The organism is Bacillus sp. SJS, assembly GCF_000732485.2.
GTDB classification, from domain to species: domain Bacteria; phylum Bacillota; class Bacilli; order Bacillales; family Bacillaceae; genus Metabacillus_B; species Metabacillus_B sediminis.
Genome location: NZ_JAQV02000003.1, coordinates 108302 through 124729, shown reverse-complemented (window position 1 = coordinate 124729; position 16428 = coordinate 108302). Strand labels below are relative to the sequence as shown.

The window sequence follows — 16428 nt, the reverse complement described above, 5'->3', positions numbered from 1 at the left end:
AGGCACATAGCTTACATTTTTTTTACCGGTCAATCTATTTCTCCATACCGGTTACGGTGCCTTTCATCTTCCTGCAGCTGATCAACAGCCAATTTCTCACTCGAACTCTTGCCTTCAATGATGTTGTCAAACGGGGTGTAGAAATTGCTTCTGGGGTACTTCTTCTTTTTCAAGGCCTTGATGATGATGATAACTGGGATAACCAGAAAAATGCCTGCAGCGAGAATCCATTGAAGTATGAAATAAGCTTGAGAAAATCCTTCCATCTTCATCCCCTCCTTCATTCCGCAGTACCGGACTGCAAAACTTTTACCAAAATAAATTTCCCTATATTTCCATTATATCATGACTCGAATCAGTTGAGAAAAAAACGCTTTTCTTTCTATTTCATGGACAAGGCGCATAGGCTGTACAAAAAGGACCCGAGGTGGAAGGATGAAGAATTGGTGGAATGGGCTTGATCAAACCGTGCTTGCTATGGCAGGACTCCGCTTTTTATCAGCAAGTATTGAATTGACTGCAGCAATTTGTATGCTCCTTGTAAATGACGTCCGTAAGGCGATTGCGATTAACTCCGTTTTGGCTATTGTCGGGCCGGCTATTTTTATTGGAACGATGGCAATCGGTATCTTTCAAATTGCTGGAGAGATTTCTTATGGGAAAATGATTTTCATCGGTCTCGGAGTCGTTTTTATATTAGCTGGAATTTATAAGTGAGGGGTGGCATAAAGCGGTCAAGCCTGCATACATTTTCTATATCAAGCAGGTATAAGGAGGAAACGTCTTTGGATGAGATTATGCGGGTCCTTCCTGAATCAATCAGAAGCCATTTGGTACGTTTAAATGAAAGCGATCGTGATCAGCTGGAGGAAATCCGGATTCGTTTATTCAGGCCTATAGAAGTTATATTGAACGGCAGGCATCTCTTTTTGCCGTATACGGCTACTCTTGATGATGGACAAGTGCTCATGAACGAAATGAGTGAATTCTCGATTTACACGCTGGAAGAGGAGCTGCGCAGGGGCTACATCACCATTTCCGGAGGACACCGGATCGGACTGGCAGGCAAGGTTATTACAACGGGAGGCCGTGTAAAAATGATTAGGGACATCACGTCTTTTAATATAAGGGTAGCCAAGCAGAAAATCGGGGCTGCCCAGCCGCTGATTCCATACCTTTACGAGGGGAGATGGCTGAATACCCTGATTATCGGACCTCCCCAAACGGGAAAGACGACTCTACTGAGAGATATAGCCCGCACGGTAAGCACTGGTGATTCGGAAAAAGAGAGCATGAAGGTTGGGATCGTTGATGAGCGGTCTGAAATAGCAGGTTCCGTTAATGGAATCCCACAGCATACCTTTGGGAACCGGCTGGACGTACTCGATTCGTGTCCAAAGGCTGAAGGAATGATGATGATGATTCGCTCACTGAGTCCTGATGTGCTGATTGCAGATGAAATCGGTTCAGCGGAGGATTGCAGTGCCATCATGGAAGCGGTCCACGCAGGAGTTCAGGTTATGGTCAGTGTCCACGGTTTTGGGGCCGGGGATGCCTCGAAGAGACCATCCATTCAGCCTCTTTTTGATAACGGTGTCTTTGAGAGGATCGTAGAGCTAAGCCGAAAAGATGGCAATCGGACCATGGAAATCCTAAACTCGCAATTTGCTTCCATATCGGGGGAGGAACTTATATGGTCAAGCTGATTGGCGCCGCCATGATTCTTTTTGCTTCCACTTGGATCGGCTTTGAAATTGCTGGCAGGTTAGGAAAAAGAACCAGACTGCTGCGGGAAATAAAGGTTGCATTACAATCGCTTGAAGCAGAAATTGTCTACAGCCAAAAGCCTTTAAAGGCAGCTGCTGATGACTTGAGCGGACAGCTTAACAGACCGCTGTCAGAGTTTTTCACTCAATTCTCGCACATTCTTTCAAGCGGAGGCAAAAGTACAAAATCAGCATGGTCGGAAAGCCTGGAGCAGCTCGCTGCATCCAGCAGCCTTCAAAAGGGTGAACTGGAAGTAATGAAGCAATTTGGGGAGACGCTGGGCCGCCATGATCTCATCTCGCAGCAGAAGCATATAAAGCTTGCAATGGTCCACCTTGAACGGGAAGAAACAGAGGCGGCTGACAGGCAGCAGCGCTACGAGCGGATGATAAAGAGTATAGGGTTTCTGTGCGGACTGCTTGTTGTCATTGTACTGCTGTAGCAGCAAAAGGAAGGAGCTTTAAAAAATGGGCGTCGATATTAATATCATCTTTCAGATTGCCGGAATCGGCATTGTTGTGGCTTTTCTTCACACGATCCTTGATCAAATGGGCAAGAAAGAATACGCGCAATGGGTCACACTGCTTGGTTTTATCTATATTTTATTCATGGTTGCATCGATTGTAGATGACCTATTCAAAAAGATCAAAGCGGTTTTCCTGTTTCAAGGGTAGGGAGGGGAACACGATCCAAATTATTCAAATCGTTGGTCTTGGTCTTGTAGCTACGTTTCTGGCTCTGGTGATCAAAGAACAAAAACCGAACTTTGCCTTCCTTCTTGTTGTCTTTACCGGCTGTGTCATCTTTCTTTATTTAGTGGATCAAATATATGAAATCATTCGGATGATTGAAAAAATTGCCGTAAACGCCAATGTGAACCTTATTTATGTAGAAACGATCATGAAAATAATCGGGATTGCTTATATTGCCGAGTTCGGCGCCCAGCTGACAAAAGACGCAGGACAGGGAGCCATTGCTTCCAAGATCGAGCTAGGCGGGAAAATCTTGATCCTGACAATGGCGATACCAATTTTAACCGTCATTATCGAAACGGTCATCAAAATGATTCCTGAATTTTAGAGCGGAGAGGAGGAGGGGTCATGAAAAGGCTGCCAGCCATAGTTTTTTGTATTCTGATTTTCTTTCCTATACATGTACAAGCCCAGGGCAATGAACCTGCCCAAAACAGCTTCAGCCAAGATGAATCATTGAAGGAAAATGGAGAAGCAGCTGACACGGTGGACCCTTCACTTTCTTCTGATCCTTCCGGGCAAGAAGGACTTATCAGACAGCAGGCGGACAAGCTTGAACTGGAGCATGTTAAAGCTTTCTGGGACGAGCTTCTTGTACAGTATGGGGGATTTCTGCCGGAAAGCCAAAAAGGCAGTCTCTATGACTTTGTAACAGGTGAAAAGCATTTTTCCATCATGGACTGGATGAAGGCACTCTTAAAATATTTGTTTCATGAAATCCTGGCGAATGGAAAGCTGCTGGGTACACTGATCCTGCTAACAATCTTCAGTGTTTTGCTTCAGCTGCTGCAAAACGCATTTCAGCAGAGTACAGTCAGCAAAGTGGCATACGCTCTCGTTTACATGGTGCTGATGATCATTGCATTAAACAGCTTTCATATCGCGATTCAATACACAAGTGATGCAATCCAATCCATGACGAATTTCATTATGGCTCTTATTCCATTATTGCTCGCGCTTATGGCTTCATCAGGAGGATTGGTTTCTGCCGCATTCTTTCATCCTGTTATTCTCTTTCTCATGAATACGAGCGGGGTTTTAATCCAGAATGTCGTGCTTCCCCTTCTTTTTCTATCTGCTCTATTAAGCATCGTCAGTACATTGACAGATCAGTATAAAGTTACCCAGCTGGCACAGCTCTTGAGACAGGCAGGAATTGGACTTCTCGGAACCTTTCTCACGATTTTTTTAGGAGTCATTTCTGTTCAGGGGGCATCAGCCGCTGTTACGGACGGCATCACGATCCGTACAGCCAAGTTTTTAACAGGAAATTTTATCCCCGTCCTAGGACGGATGTTTACAGATGCTACTGATACTGTGATAAGTGCGTCAGTTCTATTGAAGAATACAGTCGGAATTGCCGGTGTTGCGATCCTGCTTGCGATTGCTGCATTTCCTGCGCTTAAAGTCCTGTCCCTTGCGTTTATTTATAAATTTGCTGCTGCGATCCTTCAGCCTGTTGGAGGAGGACCAGTGATTAAATGCCTGGATATTATCAGCAAAAGTGTTATTTATATTTTTGCGGCACTGGCCATCGTCTCATTTATGTTCTTCCTCAGTCTGACGGTCATTATCGCCGCGGGGAATTTAACCTTAATGGTTCGATAGGAGGGTGAGAATATGACTTTTCTGACTGGCTGGATTACGAATATCCTATTATTCATTCTGCTTGCCATCGTAATTGATATGCTGCTTCCGAACTCTTCCATGCAGAAATACTCAAAGATGGTCATCGGCTTGATGCTGATTGTGGTTATATTGAATCCTGTATTCAGCTTATTCTCTGTTGATATCAACAAGCTGATCAGTGATTTCCAAATAAATGATGCTTCGCAGGATGAAGAATCAAAAAAATTGATCGAATCACAGAAAAGAGAAATACAAGCCTCCCAGCGTGCATATATTTTAGAACAAATGGCTGTCCAAATGAAAAAAGATGCCGGGGAGGATATGGAAAAAGAATATTCAATGGAAATTCGAGACATCGCCATCCAGGTTTCAGATGAGCAGAAATCAATAGGAAGCAGCAAAGATGTAAAATCCGTAGATGTTTATGTGAGCGCCCCCTCTGAAAAAGAACAGACAGCAGTCGAAACCATAGCACCCATTCAAATTGATGCATCAAGAGAAATGGTTCCTAAAGAGGATATAGCCGATAGCCGCTTGAAGGATATGGCTTCGCTGCTTGCGCAAATATGGGAGCTGGATCAGGAGCAAATCCTGATTCATGTGGAAGGAGGGGAGGATCAGGTTCATGAGTGAGAAAACATCGTTAATGGATAAAATCAAGAAGTTCTTCAGCCAGAGTGGGGGACAGTCAAAGGTGAATCCGAAAACCATCTTGATGCTGCTCGCGGCGGGAATCGGAATTATGCTTTTAAGCAACATGACTGATCAAAGTGTCAAAACGGCAGGCGTGCAGCCGGCAGCTGTTTCCCCCGGAAGCGGAAATTCAGAAACTCAGGAAGTATTTAAGCCGGCAGCTGATACCGAAAAGGATTTAATCGCGGGCTATGAACATGATTATGAAACGCAGCTGAAGGAAGCTCTGGAAACCATCAGCGGGATTGATGATGTATCTGTCGTTGTTAATGTCGATGCAACGTCACTGAAAGTACTGGAAAAAAACCGTAACACCCAAAGCCAGTCCACGAATGAAACGGATCGGGACGGGGGCGAAAGAAAAGTTGATGATGTGACCAATGATGAGCAGGTCGTCATTATTAAGCAGGGGGATAAAGAAACGCCGATCGTGCTTCAATATACGAAGCCGGCAATCAGGGGTGTACTCGTTGTAGCCAATGGGGCGGACAACGTTCAAATAAAGAAAATGATCGTGGACTCTGTGACAAGAGTGCTTGGGGTTGAGAGCTTCAAAGTTGCAGTAGCTCCCAAAAAAATAAAGGAGGCTTCATAATATGATGCTGAAAAAACAAACCGTTTGGCTGCTAACGATGCTTAGCTTAGTCGTAGTGTTATCTGTCTATTACATTACCTCTCCTGAAGGCGGAACAGGAACTGATATGGCTGCAGTAAATAAGGACCAGAATCAAGATGAAAAAGCTGCCGGGAAAGAAGAAACGGCTGCATCAAAAACGGTTTCCAAAGATACAAAGGGAAATGAAAATGCCAAAGGGGAAGCCAAATCTGCAGCCGGGGAAGATGGTACAGTCGTTTCAACAGTTGAAAGCGATGAACTTTTTACTTCCCTTCGCATGGAGCTTGAAGATCAGAGAAGCGAGCTGAAAAGCCAGCTTCAGTCCGTCGTTGCAAGCAAAGACGCATCTGCTGAAGAAAAAAGCAAAGCTTATGAGCAAATGAAAGAACTGTCTGACACGGCAGGCAAGGAAGCCATTCTTGAAACGTTAATCAAATCTGAGGATTATGATGATGCATTAGTAAGGGTAGAAGATAATCAGGTTTTGATTACGGTTAAAGCGAAAGATCATAGTGCAGCGAATGCCAATGACATCATTATGCTTGTCAGAAGCGAAATTGCGGGTATGGAAAATGTAGCGGTTTCCTTTGAACCGACCAAATAAAAAATAGAACAGAATCAGCCTGCGGATGCAGGCTGATTTTTTATCTGAAAACGGGAACACTGGATGGGGAAGCGAAAATCTTCGATGATGTGCAGCAAACCTTTTTGTCTAACCTGCCCATGTAAAGGTCCATTTCAAAAAAAGGTACATTTCGACTATAATAGGATCATGGTCATTGGGGCAGGAATCATTCAAAAGTTGTATAGCGTATCGATTTAAGTTGAATTAAGCTTGCATAGTATCGTAAGATGTTTATGAGACTTAGTTTTAGTAGCAGATGATAGTAATTAGCATTTATCACGTAATTTTCCAATAAGGGGTGCCAGTTTATGTTGAAAATCCAGGAGATTCGGGAACTGATCAAGTTAATCGACCAATCTTCAATTGATGAATTTACATACGAAAATGAAGGTGCAAAGCTTTTATTGAAAAAATCAGCGCCTGAAGCTGTTTACAGTCACGCAGCGCCAGCTGCTGCTGAAGCTCCAGTGCAGCAGGCTGCACCAGTTCAGGCAGCTCAGCCGAGTGCCGGCCAGGAAGCGCCAAAAGCAGAGGAAAAACCGGCAGCTGAATCGGTACAGGATGAAAACCTGGTTAAAATTACATCTCCAATGGTAGGAACTTTTTACGCGGCTTCTTCACCGGAAACAGGTAATTATGTGGAATTGGGTTCAAAAGTAAAAAATGACACAGTCGTGTGCATCGTAGAAGCAATGAAGCTGTTTAATGAAATTGAAGCAGAAACTAAAGGAGAAATCGTGGAAATTCTGGCGGAAAACGGTCAGCTTGTAGAATACGGCCAGCCCCTGTTCCTCGTAAAGCCTGAATAAGGAGCGAACTGATATGATCAAGAAATTACTCATTGCGAATCGGGGAGAAATTGCTGTAAGAATCATCCGGGCGTGCAAAGAGCTTGAGATTGAGACCGTTGCCGTTTTTTCAGAAGCAGACAGGGACGCTCTGCATGTTCAGCTCGCAGATGAAGCGTATTGCATTGGACCGACTTCTTCAAGAGACAGCTATTTAAATTTTACCAATATTATCAGTGTTGCCAACCTGACTGGAACAGACGCCATCCATCCCGGTTATGGCTTCCTTGCTGAAAATGCGGACTTTGCTGAATTGTGCAGGGAGTGCAGCATTACCTTTGTAGGACCGAGTCCTGAAGCTATTTCAAAGATGGGTACGAAGGATGTAGCGAGAGAAACAATGCGGGAAGCAAATGTTCCGATTGTTCCGGGATCAAGGGGAATTATTAAAAATATTGAAGAAGCGGTTTCCCTTGCAGAGGAAATTGGGTATCCGGTTATTATAAAGGCAACTGCAGGCGGCGGCGGAAAAGGAATTCGTGTTGCACGGGATCAGAAAGATCTTGAAAAAGGAATCCGCATTACTCAGAAGGAAGCGGAAACAGCCTTTGGAAACCCTGGGGTATATATTGAGAAATTCATTGAAGACTTCCGCCATGTTGAAATTCAGGTGATGGCTGATACTCACGGAAACACGATTCATTTAGGCGAACGTGACTGTACCATTCAGCGCAGACTGCAAAAGCTTGTAGAAGAATCTCCTTCGCCGGCACTCGATCCTGCAATCCGTGAGAAAATGGGACAGGCGGCTGTGAGAGCGGCAGAAGCGGTTCAATACACGGGAGCTGGAACGGTTGAGTTCATTTTTGATTATAATGAACAACGTTACTATTTCATGGAAATGAACACGCGGATTCAGGTTGAGCACCCTGTAACTGAAATGGTGACCGGAATTGACTTGATTAAAGAGCAAATCAAAGTGGCATCCGGAGACACCCTCAGCATTAAGCAGGAGGATGTTGTGTTTAAAGGCTGGGCAATGGAATGCAGGATCAATGCAGAAAATCCGTCAAAGAACTTTATGCCTTCTCCCGGGAAGATCGAGATGTATCTGCCACCGGGCGGCCTTGGAGTCAGAGTGGATTCCGCGGTTTATCCCGGGTATTCAATTCCTCCATATTACGACTCCATGATTGCAAAATTGATTACATATGGAGATACAAGAGAAGAAGCGATTGCAAGAATGAAACGTGCATTGAGCGAGTTTGTAATCGAAGGAATCTCTACAACAATTCCTTTCCATTTAAAGCTGCTTGATCATGAAACATTTAAAAGCGGAAATTTTAACACGAAGTTTCTGGAGCTGTATCCAGTAATGGAATCCTAATTTTTATGGAGGTGCAGGAAATGAAGGAAAACCGTTTACTAGAAATGAACCAGGAAGACAGTACACTTGGCAAGGTTGAAATTGCACCGGAAGTTATTGAAGTGATTGCGGGGATTGCTGCTTCTGAAGTTGAAGGAGTAGGGAATATGCGCGGCAACTTTGCATCAGGTGTAGCAGAGCGCCTTGGAAAGAAAAATCATGGCAAGGGTGTAAAAGTTGAGCTTTCCGAAGAAGGAATCTCTATTGATATTTATTGCACCATGGCATTTGGCGTTTCCATTCCAAACGTTGCGCAGTCCATTCAGGATAATATCCGTCAGGCGCTTTTAACGATGACAGCTCTTGATATTACAGAGATTAATGTCCATGTAGTAGGGATTCTTTTTGACGCTAAAACGCCTGAAGTAGAAATCGATCAGGAAATGTAAGAAGCGAATCATTTTCATATGGAATCAGGACTGCATTTTGCAGTCCTTTTTCTATGCCTATACGAAAATATCGAGTGGAATATTATGGGAAAAGAGGATTAGACCCCACACAAGCTTCAGCGAATTCATTGGAGAAAAGGGAAGCAAAAGTGATAAATAACGAATGTTTAGAGAAAAAAAGAATCTTTTATTCGGTTTTGTCGCGAGAATGCGTATTTTGGAAGTGATTCAGCTTCAAAATTATGATATGATTTGGCTAGACATGGACATGGATAAAATGAATGTATATTAACGTATATAAAAGGAGCAGAAAACGAATGAATAGAAGAGCAGCCCGAGAGAAAGCTTTACAGGCATTGTTTCAAATAGATGTGAGCCAAATTGATCCAGCAGATGCCCTGCAGCATGCTTTTGATGAGGAAGAAGTGAATTCCTTTACTAAAGACCTTGTGACTGGAACGATTTCAAACTTGGAAGAAATCGATTCGCTTATTACACCCCATCTTGTCAATTGGAAGTTGGAGAGGCTTGCGAACGTTGACAGAGGAATTTTGCGCCTAGCTGCCTATGAAATGAAGTACGAGACCGATATTCCTGCTTCTGTTTCAATTGATGAGGCCATTGAGCTTGCTAAAGCATTCGGAGATGATCAATCAAGCCGTTTTGTAAATGGAGTTCTTTCTAACATTAGAAAAGACATCGAAACCAACTAAACTGTTTGGAGGAATGCCCAATGACTGCTTCCATAATCAGCGGAACAGAAATTGCAAAACAAACGAGAACGAACCTGTCTGAAGAAGTAACAGCACTTAAGGAGCAAGGAGTCAATCCGGGACTGGTGATTATCCTGGTCGGAGACAACCCTGCGTCCCTTTCCTACATAAAAGGCAAGCGGAAGGCTTCGGAAGAAATCGGCATCGATTTTAAGCTCGAGCAGTTTCCTGCGTCTCTTTCCGAAGAAGAGCTGCTGAAAGTCATTGACCGCTACAATGAAGATTCCAGCTATCATGGAATCCTCGTTCAGCTTCCTCTGCCTGAACATATTAATGAAATAGCTGTAATTGAACGAATTTTACCAGAAAAGGATGTAGATGGCTTCCATCCGGTCAATTTAGGGCGGATGCTGACAGGGCAAAAATGCTTCCTTTCCTGTACACCCGCTGGAATTATGGAAATGCTCCGTATTACCGGGATTGACCCCGCTGGAAAACATGCGGTAGTGGTCGGCCGAAGCAATATCGTCGGCAAACCGGTCGGTCAGCTCTTACTCAAAGAAAATGCCACGGTCTCCTATTGCCACTCCAAAACAAAAGATTTGTCTGAAATCACCAGGCAGGCTGATATCCTTGTAGTAGCGGCTGGACGTGCAAACCTGATAACTGGGAACGATATCAAGCCCGGTGCAGTCGTTATTGATGTTGGCATGAACCGCAATGAACTTGGCAAGCTGTGCGGGGATGTTCTGTTTGATGAAGCGAAAGAAGTAGCTTCCTATATTACTCCTGTTCCGGGAGGCGTTGGCCCTATGACCATTACAATGCTCGCCCGCAACACGGTGGAAGCAGCAAAAAATACTATTTCCTAGGACAGCCTCCAATCAGGCGAAAGGAGGGGCAGTCATGAGTGAAATCCAGCATGTAACGGTAACAGCCTTGACCAAATACATTAAAAGAAAATTTGATGTTGACCCCCACCTAAGGGATATTTGGGTGAAAGGCGAGTTATCCAATGTAAAGATCCATTCAAGAGGACATTTATACTTCACTTTGAAGGATGAACAGTCGCGTATTTTGGGAGTCATGTTTGCAAGCCAAAATAAAGCGATGAAATTCCGTCCTGAAAATGGAATGAAAGTGCTGCTGCGCGGTGAAATCAGTGTATACGAACAAAGCGGACAGTACCAAATTTATGCAAAGGAAATGCAGCCGGACGGAATTGGGAGCCTGTATCTTGCCTACGAAGAGCTGAAGAAAAATCTTCAAAAGGAAGGGCTTTTTGATGAAAAATACAAAAAGCCCATTCCCGCTTTTCCGCAAACCATCGGAGTTGTCACCTCTCCTACAGGTGCTGCCATCCGGGATGTATTAATCACTATTAAAAGAAGATATCCAATTGCAAAAGTAATCATTATTCCTGCCCTTGTTCAAGGGATGAATGCAGGAAAGTCGGTTGCAGCATCCATAGAAGAAGCGAACAGGCTGGGAACTCTCGATACGCTGATTGTCGGGCGCGGCGGCGGTTCGATCGAAGAGCTTTGGGCATTCAATGAAGAAATTGTAGCAAGGGCTATTTTTAATTCAGCCGTCCCGATCATCTCTGCTGTCGGCCACGAGACGGACTACACAATCGCAGATTTTGCAGCAGATCTCAGAGCGCCTACACCGACAGGGGCAGCAGAACTGGCTGTTCCCCATTTTTCTGAACTCTTGGAAAGAGTATCAGTCCGTAAAGCGAGACTGATGAGATCGATGCAGGAAAAGATCACAAAGGATAAAGAACGGTTAAAGTCCTTTGAAAGATCCTATGCTTTCCGTTATCCTAAGCAGCTCTATGAGCAAAAAGAACAGCAGCTTGATGATCTTGTGGAGGATTTGCAGCGGGAGATGACTCGTCTGCTAACCGGTAAGAAAGAACGGTATAACAATCAGGAAAGCCGTTTAATGCGTGTACATCCAAAAGCACAGGCAAAGGCTGCCTTACAGCGGTATGAACAGGCTCTAAGGACATTAACGAGAGAAATGAACCAATCTCTTGCAGCAAAGCAGAGAGAGTTTCAGCACTCTCTAGAAAAGCTTAATGCGCTCAATCCCTTGAGTATTATGGAACGCGGGTATAGTCTTGTTTATAAAGAAGATGACCTTGTCAAATCCGTCAGCAGTGCGTCTGAGGGGGATAAAGTAACGGTGAGACTTCAGGATGGAACCCTTTTATGTGAAGTCATGGAGAAGGTGGAGAAAACAAATGAGTGAAAAAAACAGTCCCGAAGAAGTGACCTTTGAAGAGGCAATGGAGCAGCTTGAGGAAATAGTCGGAAAGCTTGAGCAGGGAGATGTCCCGCTTGAACAGGCCATCAGCTTCTTCCAGGATGGCATGAAGCTTTCCAAGCTATGCCATGACAAACTGCAAAGAGTGGAAAAGCAAATGGATTATATTCTTCGTGAAGGCGGAGAGCTGGAGCCTTTCGAAATTCAGGAGGAAGAATAATTTGTCCGAATTGTTTAAGGAATTTATGACAAGCCGCAAAGAATTAATTGAAAAGGAACTGCCGCTTTATATTGAAAATCTAAATGCACCACAGCCGTTAAAAGAAGCCATGCTTTATTCTTTAAACGCAGGAGGTAAACGTCTTCGGCCGATTCTTGTCCTTGCTTCTCTAGACGCATTCGGCAAAGAAGAAGCAATTGGGATGCCGGCTGCATGTGCTGTTGAAATGATTCATACATACTCTCTAATTCATGATGATCTCCCTTGTATGGATGATGATGATCTTCGAAGAGGAAAGCCCACTAACCATAAGGTATATGGGGAGGCACTGGCAGTACTTGCAGGTGACGGCCTTCTAACCCAAAGTTTTCAGGCCGTTATCTCTCTTGACCATATTGAACCCGCTCAAAAGCTTCGATTAATATCAGAGCTTGTTCATGCTGCAGGTGCAGAAGGAATGGCTGGCGGACAGGCTGCTGATATGGAAGGAGAGGCAAAAAACCTCACCCTTCAGGAATTGGAATACATACATATGCACAAAACAGCCAAGCTTCTGACCTTCAGTCTTGTGGCTGGAGCGATTTTAGCTGGGGCGGGGGAATCGGAAATTGAAAAAATGAGAGACTTCGGCCAGCATATCGGAATTGCTTTCCAAATTCGGGACGATATTCTGGATATAGAAGGCACAGTGGACAAAATCGGCAAGCCTGTCGGTTCTGATACACACAACCAAAAAACAACCTATCCATCGCTTTTGACTATCAATGGCGCAAGGGACAAGCTTGCAAGTCACATAGCTCTCGCCAAAACCGTTCTCGGAGAGTTGAACATGAGTCATACGTTTTTGCAGGATTTGACTGATTTAATTGCTCTTAGAGAGTCCTGAGGGATAGGAAAATGAGCCTGTTTTTAAATTTTGTGCTATAATGTCCTAAATCAAATGGGTTGTTTAGGACTTTAAATTTTTCCCTGACAGCCGTTAACACAATTGTGCTAGCGGTTTTTATTTATCTGCTGGCATGAAACAAAGACACCTCACGGGTACGTTGATTTTCATATGCACATTGGTATAATAGGTCAGGTTCCATAAACATTTTCTTTGCAGTAAAAGTAGTTTAACATGGAGATTATAGGATATAGAATGAAAATACACGTCAAATTAGAAACCACTGAAAGTGAGTGATCCAATTGGATCTATTATCGATAAAAAATCCAAGGTTCCTGAAAAAGCTTTCAAATAATGAACTTGAGAAACTGAGTGCTGAAATCAGGCAGTTTTTAATTGAAAAACTTGCAGCAACGGGCGGCCATATCGGCCCTAACCTGGGAGTAGTCGAGTTAACCATTGCTTTGCACAAGGTTTTTGACAGTCCGAAAGATAAATTTTTGTGGGATGTCGGGCATCAATCGTACGTACACAAAATTCTTACGGGCCGGGCAGGCGATTTTGACAGCTTGAGACAGTATCAGGGACTGTGCGGATTTCCAAAACGAAACGAAAGCGAACATGATGTTTGGGAAACCGGACATAGTTCCACCTCCCTCTCTGCCGCAATGGGAATGGTTCTGGCGAGAGATTTAAAAAAGACGGATGATACAATTATTCCAATTATTGGAGACGGTGCGTTAACGGGCGGAATGGCCCTCGAAGCATTGAACCATATTGGTCATGAACAAAAAGACATGATTGTTATTTTAAATGATAACGAAATGTCAATTGCACCAAATGTGGGAGCGTTGCACAATGTTCTCGGCAGACTAAGAACAGCCGGCAAATATCAATGGGCTAAGGATGAATTGGAATTGCTGCTGAAGCGGATCCCGGCGGTAGGCGGAGCACTTGCTTCCACGGCGGAGCGAATCAAGGACAGTCTTAAATATTTGCTCGTATCAGGAGTGTTTTTCGAAGAGCTTGGCTTTACGTATCTTGGCCCAATTGACGGCCATAATTACGATGACCTGCTTGAAAATCTGCGCTATGCCAAAAAAACAAAAGGTCCTGTTCTGATGCATGTTATCACGAAAAAAGGAAAAGGCTATTCCCCGGCAGAGGCAGATAAACTTGGGAATTGGCATGGAACGCCCGCATACAAGATTGACACAGGCGATTTCGTAAAACCTTCGATTTCCGCCCCGTCCTGGAGCGGACTTGTAAGCGAAACCGTTCGCAAAATTGCAAGAGAAGACAGCCGGGTAGTAGCTGTTACTCCGGCAATGCCGGTGGGCTCTAAACTCCTTGGATTTGCAGAGGAATTTCCGGACCGGATGTATGATGTCGGAATTGCAGAGCAGCATGCAACTACGATGGCAGCAGGTCTCGCAACTCAAGGGATGAAGCCGTTTCTTGCGATATACTCTACCTTCCTGCAGCGTGCATATGATCAGGTAGTCCATGATGTGTGCCGTCAGAATTTGAACGTCTTCTTCGGAATTGACCGCGCAGGTCTTGTAGGCGCAGATGGAGAAACGCATCAAGGTGTTTTTGATATCGCATTTATGAGGCATTTGCCGAATATGGTCATGATGATGCCGAAGGATGAAAACGAAGGTCAGCACATGGTCCATACGGCTCTTAAATATGATGACGGTCCCATTGCCATGCGCTACCCTCGGGGAAATGGCCTCGGCGTGAAAATGGATGAGGAGTTAAAGCAGATTCCGATTGGTTCATGGGAAGTTCTTCGCGAAGGAAGCGATGCAGCCATTCTGACGTTCGGTACCACCATCGAAATGGCCATGGAAGCGGCTGAACGTTTAGAAAGCCAGAATCTTTCCGTTATGGTAGTGAATGCACGATTTATTAAGCCAATGGATGAAGCAATGCTTGATAGCCTTTTGAGAAAAAACATGCCGATCCTTACGATTGAAGAGGCAGTGCTTCAAGGCGGATTCGGAAGCGCTGTGCTTGAATATGCACATGATCGCCATTTCCACCATGCTGTCATTGATCGAATGGGGATTCCGGACCGTTTCATCGAGCACGGCAGCGTGAGCAAATTATTGAACGAAGTTGGCATGACAGTAGAGCATACTGTTGCAGCGATAAAAAAAATTACACCAATAAAAGAAAAAAGGGCATAATAATGAGCAAAAAAGAACGTTTGGATGTACTTCTCGTCGAGAAAGGTTTAATCGAGACGAGAGAAAAGGCGAAAAGGGCTGTAATGGCCGGACTCGTCTTTGCAAATGAAATGAGATTGGACAAACCGGGAGAAAAAGTAGACCGGGATTTGCCGTTAACTATTAAGGGGAATGTGCTTCCGTATGTCAGCCGCGGGGGACTAAAGCTTGAAAAAGCTCTAAAGCAGTTCGACGTTCAGACAGAAGGCAAAATTATGATTGATATCGGATCCTCTACAGGCGGATTTACGGATTGCGCTCTGCAAAATGGCGCGGTTAAATCTTATGCTGTAGACGTAGGCTATAATCAGCTTGCATGGAAGCTCAGACAGGATCCGCGGGTTATTGTAATGGAAAGAACGAATTTCCGCTATTCTGAAGCTGCTGACTTTCAGGAAGGGCTTCCAGAGCTTGCTACTATTGATGTATCATTCATCTCGCTCCGGCTGATTCTTCCCGCTTTAAAGAAAATCCTTGTTCCCGGCGGAGACTGTCTAGCACTTGTGAAGCCACAATTCGAAGCCGGCAGGGATCAAGTTGGGAAAAAAGGGATCGTCAGAGATTCGAAAGTTCATGAATGGGTCGTATCAGATATGATTGATTTTGCTTTGAAAGAGGGATTCGATTGCATGAATCTGTCTTTTTCTCCAATAACCGGCGGAGACGGAAATATTGAGTTTCTTCTGCATTTGAAATGGACTGGAAAGGACGAAGAAGCAAATTCGTATCTTCCCGTACAGGCAGCGGAGGTTGTCAGGAAGGCACATGAGGAACTTAAATCAAAGTCCCTGCCTGAAGCGGAATGAAACCGATGTTTCATTCCGTTTTTACATAGAAAATTTGAACCGGTTTCATTTGACAAAAAAATGTACTTTTATCATGCTTTCCTATAACATGGAGGGTATAGAACATACGATTGCTACAAAGACAGTAAGGGGTGCCGCATGAACAAAGGGCAAAGACATATCAAAATCAGAGAAATCATCACACATGATGAAATTGAAACGCAGGATGATTTAGTTGACCGTTTAAAGAGTTCCGGTTATAACGTGACTCAGGCAACTGTATCAAGGGATATTAAAGAACTGCATCTGGTAAAGGTTCCAATGATTGATGGACGATACAAGTACAGCCTTCCAGCAGATCAGCGCTTTAATCCCTTAGCCAAGCTTAAGCGTGCACTTATTGATGCTTTCGTCAAGGTTGATTCTGCCGGCCATATGATTGTGATGAAGACCCTGCCCGGAAATGCCAATGCGATTGGGGCGCTTATTGACAATCTGGATTGGGATGACATTCTCGGTACCATCTGCGGTGATGATACCATTTTAATCATCTGCAGGTCTCCGGAAGTCACCGGAGAGATTACAAATCGCTTTTTGGAAATGCTCTAGTCATAGAAACGATAAGTCGAGGTGA

21 protein-coding genes are annotated in these 16428 nt (G+C 44.2%); 20 read left to right on the top strand and 1 reads right to left on the bottom strand.

Annotated elements, in window-relative coordinates; translation table 11 throughout:
• Positions 1–29 precede the first annotated feature (29 nt).
• Positions 30–266, bottom strand: coding sequence for a hypothetical protein (locus AS29_RS01755; protein ID WP_035404026.1), 237 nt, complete (start codon positions 264–266; stop codon positions 30–32).
• A 169-nt stretch (positions 267–435) separates the two neighbouring features.
• Between AS29_RS01755 and AS29_RS01750 the strand changes: the two genes are divergently transcribed.
• The 20 genes from AS29_RS01750 to ahrC all read left to right on the top strand — a co-directional run bounded on the left by AS29_RS01750 (position 436) and on the right by ahrC (position 16403).
• Complete coding sequence (locus tag AS29_RS01750) at positions 436–717, top strand: YqhV family protein (RefSeq protein WP_035404027.1); 282 nt, start codon at positions 436–438, stop codon at positions 715–717.
• Between the two features lie 68 nt (positions 718–785).
• Positions 786–1706 (top strand): stage III sporulation protein AA, encoded by a 921-nt coding sequence (gene spoIIIAA / locus AS29_RS01745; RefSeq protein WP_051860474.1) that lies wholly within the window; start codon positions 786–788, stop codon positions 1704–1706.
• The gene (spoIIIAB, locus tag AS29_RS01740; protein WP_035404029.1) at positions 1694–2209 is read left to right on the top strand and encodes a stage III sporulation protein SpoIIIAB; all 516 of its coding nucleotides are present in this window, start codon (positions 1694–1696) and stop codon (positions 2207–2209) included. Before spoIIIAA ends, spoIIIAB begins: the two co-directional genes overlap by 13 nt.
• A gap of 25 nt (positions 2210–2234) precedes the next feature.
• A complete protein-coding gene (gene spoIIIAC / locus AS29_RS01735; RefSeq protein ID WP_035404031.1) occupies positions 2235–2441 on the top strand; it encodes a stage III sporulation protein AC in 207 nt (68 codons plus the stop codon).
• Complete coding sequence (gene spoIIIAD, locus AS29_RS01730) at positions 2395–2847, top strand: stage III sporulation protein AD (protein ID WP_082883690.1); 453 nt, start codon at positions 2395–2397, stop codon at positions 2845–2847. The genes spoIIIAC and spoIIIAD overlap by 47 nt, the downstream gene beginning before the upstream one ends.
• A 20-nt stretch (positions 2848–2867) precedes the next feature.
• Positions 2868–4127, top strand: a complete 1260-nt coding sequence (gene spoIIIAE / locus AS29_RS01725) for a stage III sporulation protein AE (RefSeq protein WP_035404033.1) — start codon at positions 2868–2870, stop codon at positions 4125–4127.
• Positions 4128–4139: 12 nt separating this feature from the next.
• A complete protein-coding gene (gene spoIIIAF, locus AS29_RS01720) occupies positions 4140–4781 on the top strand; it encodes a stage III sporulation protein AF (RefSeq protein WP_035404035.1) in 642 nt (213 codons plus the stop codon).
• Complete coding sequence (gene spoIIIAG, locus AS29_RS01715) at positions 4774–5436, top strand: stage III sporulation protein AG (protein WP_035404038.1); 663 nt, start codon at positions 4774–4776, stop codon at positions 5434–5436. The genes spoIIIAF and spoIIIAG overlap by 8 nt, the downstream gene beginning before the upstream one ends.
• 4 nt (positions 5437–5440) lie before the next feature.
• Entirely contained in the window at positions 5441–6061 is a 621-nt protein-coding gene (locus tag AS29_RS01710; RefSeq protein ID WP_082883702.1) for a SpoIIIAH-like family protein, read from the top strand.
• Positions 6062–6390: 329 nt separating this feature from the next.
• Positions 6391–6891, top strand: coding sequence for an acetyl-CoA carboxylase biotin carboxyl carrier protein (gene accB / locus AS29_RS01705; RefSeq protein WP_035404041.1), 501 nt, complete (start codon positions 6391–6393; stop codon positions 6889–6891).
• 13 nt (positions 6892–6904) lie between these two features.
• Positions 6905–8257, top strand: a complete 1353-nt coding sequence (accC, locus tag AS29_RS01700; RefSeq protein ID WP_035404043.1) for an acetyl-CoA carboxylase biotin carboxylase subunit — start codon at positions 6905–6907, stop codon at positions 8255–8257.
• 20 nt (positions 8258–8277) lie between these two features.
• Positions 8278–8685, top strand: a complete 408-nt coding sequence (locus AS29_RS01695) for an Asp23/Gls24 family envelope stress response protein (protein WP_035404045.1) — start codon at positions 8278–8280, stop codon at positions 8683–8685.
• A gap of 317 nt (positions 8686–9002) precedes the next feature.
• Positions 9003–9398: a transcription antitermination factor NusB gene (nusB, locus tag AS29_RS01690; RefSeq protein ID WP_035404047.1), complete on the top strand. Its 396-nt coding sequence runs from the start codon at positions 9003–9005 to the stop codon at positions 9396–9398.
• Positions 9399–9418: 20 nt separating this feature from the next.
• The gene (gene folD / locus AS29_RS01685) at positions 9419–10270 is read left to right on the top strand and encodes a bifunctional methylenetetrahydrofolate dehydrogenase/methenyltetrahydrofolate cyclohydrolase FolD (protein ID WP_035404048.1); all 852 of its coding nucleotides are present in this window, start codon (positions 9419–9421) and stop codon (positions 10268–10270) included.
• Between the two features lie 34 nt (positions 10271–10304).
• Positions 10305–11654 (top strand): exodeoxyribonuclease VII large subunit, encoded by a 1350-nt coding sequence (gene xseA, locus AS29_RS01680; protein ID WP_035404050.1) that lies wholly within the window; start codon positions 10305–10307, stop codon positions 11652–11654.
• A complete protein-coding gene (locus AS29_RS01675; protein WP_035404052.1) occupies positions 11647–11889 on the top strand; it encodes an exodeoxyribonuclease VII small subunit in 243 nt (80 codons plus the stop codon). The genes xseA and AS29_RS01675 overlap by 8 nt, the downstream gene beginning before the upstream one ends.
• A gap of 1 nt (position 11890) precedes the next feature.
• Positions 11891–12775, top strand: coding sequence for a polyprenyl synthetase family protein (locus tag AS29_RS01670; protein ID WP_442854510.1), 885 nt, complete (start codon positions 11891–11893; stop codon positions 12773–12775).
• A gap of 302 nt (positions 12776–13077) precedes the next feature.
• Positions 13078–14970: a 1-deoxy-D-xylulose-5-phosphate synthase gene (dxs, locus tag AS29_RS01665; protein WP_035404054.1), complete on the top strand. Its 1893-nt coding sequence runs from the start codon at positions 13078–13080 to the stop codon at positions 14968–14970.
• Positions 14970–15815, top strand: a complete 846-nt coding sequence (locus AS29_RS01660; RefSeq protein WP_035404056.1) for a TlyA family RNA methyltransferase — start codon at positions 14970–14972, stop codon at positions 15813–15815. Before dxs ends, AS29_RS01660 begins: the two co-directional genes overlap by 1 nt.
• A gap of 138 nt (positions 15816–15953) precedes the next feature.
• The gene (ahrC, locus tag AS29_RS01655) at positions 15954–16403 is read left to right on the top strand and encodes a transcriptional regulator AhrC/ArgR (protein WP_035404058.1); all 450 of its coding nucleotides are present in this window, start codon (positions 15954–15956) and stop codon (positions 16401–16403) included.
• Positions 16404–16428 lie beyond the last annotated feature (25 nt).